Source organism: Acidisoma sp. L85 (assembly GCF_009765865.1).
GTDB lineage: Bacteria > Pseudomonadota > Alphaproteobacteria > Acetobacterales > Acetobacteraceae > Acidisoma.
In genome coordinates this window covers 46,068-50,891 of record NZ_LMUQ01000043.1, presented here as the reverse complement: position 1 = coordinate 50,891, position 4,824 = coordinate 46,068, and the positions used below count along the sequence as shown (strand labels likewise).

General features: G+C 61.8%; 4 protein-coding genes and 1 pseudogene. 3 read left to right on the top strand and 2 right to left on the bottom strand.

The window, feature by feature from the left end; translation table 11 throughout:
• A partial coding sequence (locus tag GSQ83_RS12550; protein ID WP_174246657.1) for a KUP/HAK/KT family potassium transporter occupies nt 1–1,257 on the bottom strand: 1,257 nt, incomplete at its 3' end.
• 228 nt (nt 1,258–1,485) lie between these two features.
• On the opposite strand from GSQ83_RS12550, the gene GSQ83_RS12545 reads away from it, so the two are divergent.
• The gene (locus GSQ83_RS12545; RefSeq protein WP_158803234.1) at nt 1,486–1,755 is read left to right on the top strand and encodes an HU family DNA-binding protein; all 270 of its coding nucleotides are present in this window, start codon (nt 1,486–1,488) and stop codon (nt 1,753–1,755) included.
• 41 nt (nt 1,756–1,796) lie between these two features.
• On the opposite strand, the gene GSQ83_RS12540 is transcribed toward GSQ83_RS12545, so the two are convergent.
• Complete coding sequence (locus GSQ83_RS12540; protein ID WP_158803233.1) at nt 1,797–2,327, bottom strand: hypothetical protein; 531 nt, start codon at nt 2,325–2,327, stop codon at nt 1,797–1,799.
• Nucleotides 2,328–3,442: 1,115 nt separating this feature from the next.
• On the opposite strand from GSQ83_RS12540, the gene GSQ83_RS12535 reads away from it, so the two are divergent.
• Nucleotides 3,443–4,396 (top strand): DUF3991 and TOPRIM domain-containing protein, encoded by a 954-nt coding sequence (locus GSQ83_RS12535; RefSeq protein WP_254065651.1) that lies wholly within the window; start codon nt 3,443–3,445, stop codon nt 4,394–4,396.
• Nucleotides 4,393–4,824 (top strand): annotated as a pseudogene (locus GSQ83_RS29890) (phosphohydrolase); the annotation flags it as partial. The gene GSQ83_RS12535 and the pseudogene GSQ83_RS29890, both read left to right, overlap by 4 nt.

Genomic DNA, 4,824 nt, shown 5'->3' with positions numbered 1-4,824 from the left:
GAGCAGGTTTGCTGCGAAGAAGGTGAGATCAAAGACCAGAAAGGCGCCACTCGCGGGAAGCGCGATCCATCTCGGCCAATGCCAGAGGTCACGCATGGCGTTGTAGAGGAGAACGGTCGTGAGAAGCATGGTGGTCGAGACGGCCGTGCCATAGGCGCCCGCCAGTCGGTCCGAACTCCCAAAGCCGAAGGTCAGTGCGAGCGTGCCGATCATCATCGTCCAGTTCACCAAGGGCACGTAGATTTGGCCGTATTCCCTGTCGGAGGTCTGGCGGATTAGCAGGCCGGGAAACCAGCCGAGCTGAATGGCCTGTCGGGTCAGGGAAAAGACCCCTGTGATGATGGCCTGGCTCGCAATGATGGTGGCAATGGTCGCGAGGCCGACGAGCGGAACGACGGCCCATCCGGGCGCGAGCTTGAAGAAGGGATTGCCTATCAAGTTCGGTGTCTTGATCAGAAGCGCCGTTTGGCCCGCGTAGCTGAGGAGCAGTGCGGGCAGCACAACTCCATACCAGGACAGACGGATTGGGCGACGGCCGATGCTACCCATGTCGGCGTAGAGTGCTTCGCCGCCGGTGATGGCGAGGAAAACGCCCCCGAGCACGATGAAGCTACGCCACCCATGGCGGGCAAGGAAATCTACCCCATGGCGTGGATCGATGGCGGCTAGAACTTCGGGACGTTGAACGACACCTAGGAAGCCGAGCACCGCGATCGTCGCAAACCACAGCAGCATGATGGGGCCGAAAAAACGGCCGATGCGGGCGGTGCCAAATGTTTGTGCCGCAAACAGCGCGAATAGGATCAGAAGAGCTGTCGGCATCACATAGGGCTTGAAGATAGTCGTGACGACATCGATGCCCTCGAGCGCGCTCAGTACGGAGATGGCAGGCGTAATGATGCCATCCCCGTAGATTAGGGCGCCGCCAAACAGCCCCACGGCAACGAGTGCGGGGGCGGCTCGGCCAGCGCAACCGGCGACGAGAGACATGAGCGCTAGGATACCGCCCTCGCCGTGATTGTCGGCCCGCATGACAAGGATGCAGTATTTGATCGAAATCGTCACGATCAAGGTCCAGACGACGAGGGAGAGAAGGCCGAGTGCGTCCCCCACGGAAGGGCGACCGCCCACGTCGCTCACGATAGTCTGATAGGTGTAAAGTGGGCTCGTCCCGAGATCGCCGAAAACGATGCCGAGTGCTGCCAAAGCAGTTGTGGTCGTCGCGCCCTTCTTCGTGGTCGAGGCTGCCTCACGCATGTCTGGGGCGATCTCCGTCGATTGGGGCAGTCTTCAACAAGGTCCTTTGACTGCTTGGATCAACGGCCGCAAGGGCTGTTCTCTCTCTATGCTTCCTATGTGATGATCAGCGCGTTTCGGGCTGGGCACTGAGGACGAGAGACTGTGCAATGATCCCAGGGCGGCACTTGAATTTCTGAAGCCATCCGGTACAGAAGTTGCGCCTAACCATCATGAGGACTGGTAACTGTGTCAAAAGCCTTCATTGCCTCCGTTCTGCAAGACTCTGCTGAGCTGACTGGTGTCGCGGCGAATCGAGCGGCTGGTGACCTCATAGATGCCATCGTCAAAGAGCTGAAGACCTCGGGCGGCTTCACCTTACCCAGCTTCGGCACCTTTCGTGTCGCCAAGACAAAGGCCCGCAAGGCGCTCAACCCCCGCACCGGTGAGCCGGTCAAGGTAAAGGCGGGCAAAACCGTGAGGTTCAAAGTCTCGCCGGCGCTGAAGAAGTTGGTCTAACGTCCGACTTCGCCGAGGCGGCGCCTCAACCCTTCACAGGGTCACTCGCGCGTTCCCATATCCAGAGCACTTTCCTCGACATGCCCAGCACTGCCGACGGCTTCCCGAAAGCGGCCGAGGGCGCAGCGCGGCACGTCGCGAATCAGGAAGACAGCGCCATCGGGAATAGATGTCGCCCACGTGCTTGGCGATGCGAGGCATCTTGGCTCCCCCGAGAGGAACCGGATGCCTCGGCCTGCGCGAGCCCCACGCAGGTTCCTGAGGGACGCAGCGATCTCGCGTCCGACGAGATAGATCGGCGTCTCATGCGCTTCGAACACTGAGCGAAATGGCACCCGCTCGTCGACCGTGATCCGAAGATCAACCATGTCTTCCAGAGCAGCTATTCTGCCATCGACCGCCCAGATGTCCTGACAAAGCGCGCGCAGCGCCTGCTCCGCTTTGAGTGGAAAGACCCAGCCGGTCGTCGAGCCGAGCCACGTTCCACCGACCTGCCTTGCCCGATACGGAAGCGCCGGATGATAGGGCGCATCGAGTTCAAGCCGTGCCGCCGTGGCTCTAATGACAACCATGTCAGGTTCTCTCCAGAACTAGGCGAGTCCTAGCTGTCTCCTCGTTGCACGCCAACTGCAATGTCGGTGCAAGCCTATGAATTCGCTGAATCAGTCGCGGCCAAGAAATCAACAATGTGAATCTGCGGCTGCGGCTCCGTGTGCCGCAGCCGTCGGCGCAGGTTGCGTATATGACAGCGAGCCAGGCGAAGCTTGTGTGTAGATCGAGGGACCCCTTCCGGACGCGGCCAAGCCAGAACGTCCCTGGCGGTGCGCGTCACCTAGCGTGTCTGCTTCACCGAGGCGAGCCATCGTTCGGTGCGCCCCAACCTCTCGCAGATAACCCGCGTTGCAAGTCCGTTATCCAGGAGCTGCCTGGCGCGTACTTTGACGTTTACATCCTCCGCAGTCGGAGCGGTTCGAGCTGCAATGACGGCGGATAAAAGAGCAACGGCCCGGTGAGTGGCACTGTCCCGCTCGGCCTTCTCCTTTTCCAACAGCTCATAGAGCTCACATACCCGAACACCAAGCCTTCGTGCCGCCTGCTTTATCGGCGTATGTTCCTCGTGGACTAGTTCCCACGCTCTGGTCGTCGTCGCCATGTTCCTCCGGCCTATCGCTGTTGCTGCGATGAGTCCTCCTGCCACGCCGCGCGTTGAACATCAACAACTTGCTGTGTTGTCCACAGTTCCAGATGCAGAGGACGGCCGCCGCGCGAGACCGACGACCGTCGGCGCGACTCGGCGAAGCTTCATGCCCGCATGCCGCATGGAGAAGTCAGACACGGGCGCCGCTCCTGGCGTAACCGAAAGTCCTCCATGTGCGGCGTGATAAGTCTATTTGCGGGCCTCGGCGCCGCGTACGCCCGCAAAGTTTCAGCGAAAGCCGTGAACAAAGGCTCAAGCAGATCGGTGCGAACGGGCGAAACAATTTAGGCGAGGAGGCTTCGTTCGCACCGATCACCGGCAGGCTGACGAGAGAACCAGCCTGCTGAGGGTGATGAGAATGCCTATACCGCATTCGCCTTTGCGCGCCACAAGGGTGCGTCGCGAGCGCTCCCGCCTGCTCCGCAGGCGCCCTTGTCCAGTGCAGGCTACGCGATCGTCGGACCGTATTCTGAGAGAGGAGTACGGACGATGAGCAGCCAAGACGCTGAATTGGAAGAGATGAGGTCGGGAGTGAGCTGCGCGGTGTTGTTGGAGCGGCATTCACCACCCTGGCAGTTGGACAAAAAGGAGAGCACGCGCAACTGCCTCAAGTATCGCAGAGCCAAGGGCAAGATCCTTTTGGTGACCCATGAGGGCCGCGGCTGGTGGGATCCCACCAGCACGGCAAAGGGTGACATCTTCGGGCTAATTCAGTTCCTTAATCCGAGCCTGAGTTTTGACGAGATTCGCAAGATTCTCCGCCCCTTCATCGGTCTGAGCCCAACTTTCCCGGTCCACGAGCGGCCGTCGGCAAAGCCAGCGCCGGACGTGCCATGTGCGGTGAAGTGGGAGCGTCGGCGACTGCCTCGGCCGGGATCGCCGACCTGGCGCTATCTGACCGAGACACGCCGTCTGCCCACGCTCGTCGTGTCCGTCGCGATCGGCGCCGGCATGCTACGGGAAGGGCCCCATGGCAGTGCTTGGTTTGCCCATCGTGACAACGAAGGTCGCCTCACCGGGATTGAAATGCGCGGTCCCGAATACCGCGGCTTCAGCCCCGGCGGCGAGAAGACACTCTTCCGGCTGCCCGGGCGGCCCCGCAGCGGCACTGTCTCGGTCAGCCGTCTGGTCGTCGCGGAGGCGCCAATCGACGCGATGAGCGTTGCCGCGATCGAGCAATCACGGGGTGACACCCTCTACACCGCGACCGCCGGCGGCATGGGGCCGGGCACGATTGCCGCTTTGGAGCGCCAACTTCAGGCCCTCGCGACGCAGGGGGGCAGCGAACTCGCCATCGCGACCGACAATGACAGCGCGGGCCATGGCTATGCCGACCGCTTGACGGAGATGGGGAGAACCCTGGATCTGAAAGTCAGCCGCCTATTGCCGGCCAATGGGGCGAAGGATTGGAATGACGTGCTACGGCAAGGGAGGCGGGTATGAGGCCTGATCGCGCCTGGGTTCGGCTGAGCTCCGGGCGACGACTGGATCTGATCGCCCCACAACCCACGGACTGGACCGACCTCGATCTGGCGGTCGGGCTCTCCCGGACATACCGCTGGGGTGGACATTCGATTTGGGACCTGCCGCTATCCGTGACGCAGCATAGCCTGCTCGTGCTGGTGCTGCGTCAGCAGATACAGCCACACCAGCCGCTGACGCCCGGAGAAGCGCTGCGGGAATTGTTGCACGACGCGGATGAGGGACTCGTCGGCTTCGACCCGATCTCTCCCCTCAAGCCGCATCTCGGATCCGAGTTCAGCGCCCTGACGTCGAGCCTGCAGAAGGCGATCGCGGTGCGCTACAGCCTGCCAGCCTGGTCGGCTGAGGACCAGTTGCTTCACAAGCGCGCGGATCACCTGGCAGCCTCT

Excerpts from the sequence above, each read along its gene's own strand:
- GSQ83_RS12535 (WP_254065651.1), top strand. The coding sequence starts at position 3,443 with ATGAGCAGCCAAGACGCTGAATTGGAAGAGATGAGGTCGGGAGTGAGC.
- GSQ83_RS12540 (WP_158803233.1), bottom strand. The coding sequence starts at position 2,327 with ATGGTTGTCATTAGAGCCACGGCGGCACGGCTTGAACTCGATGCGCCC.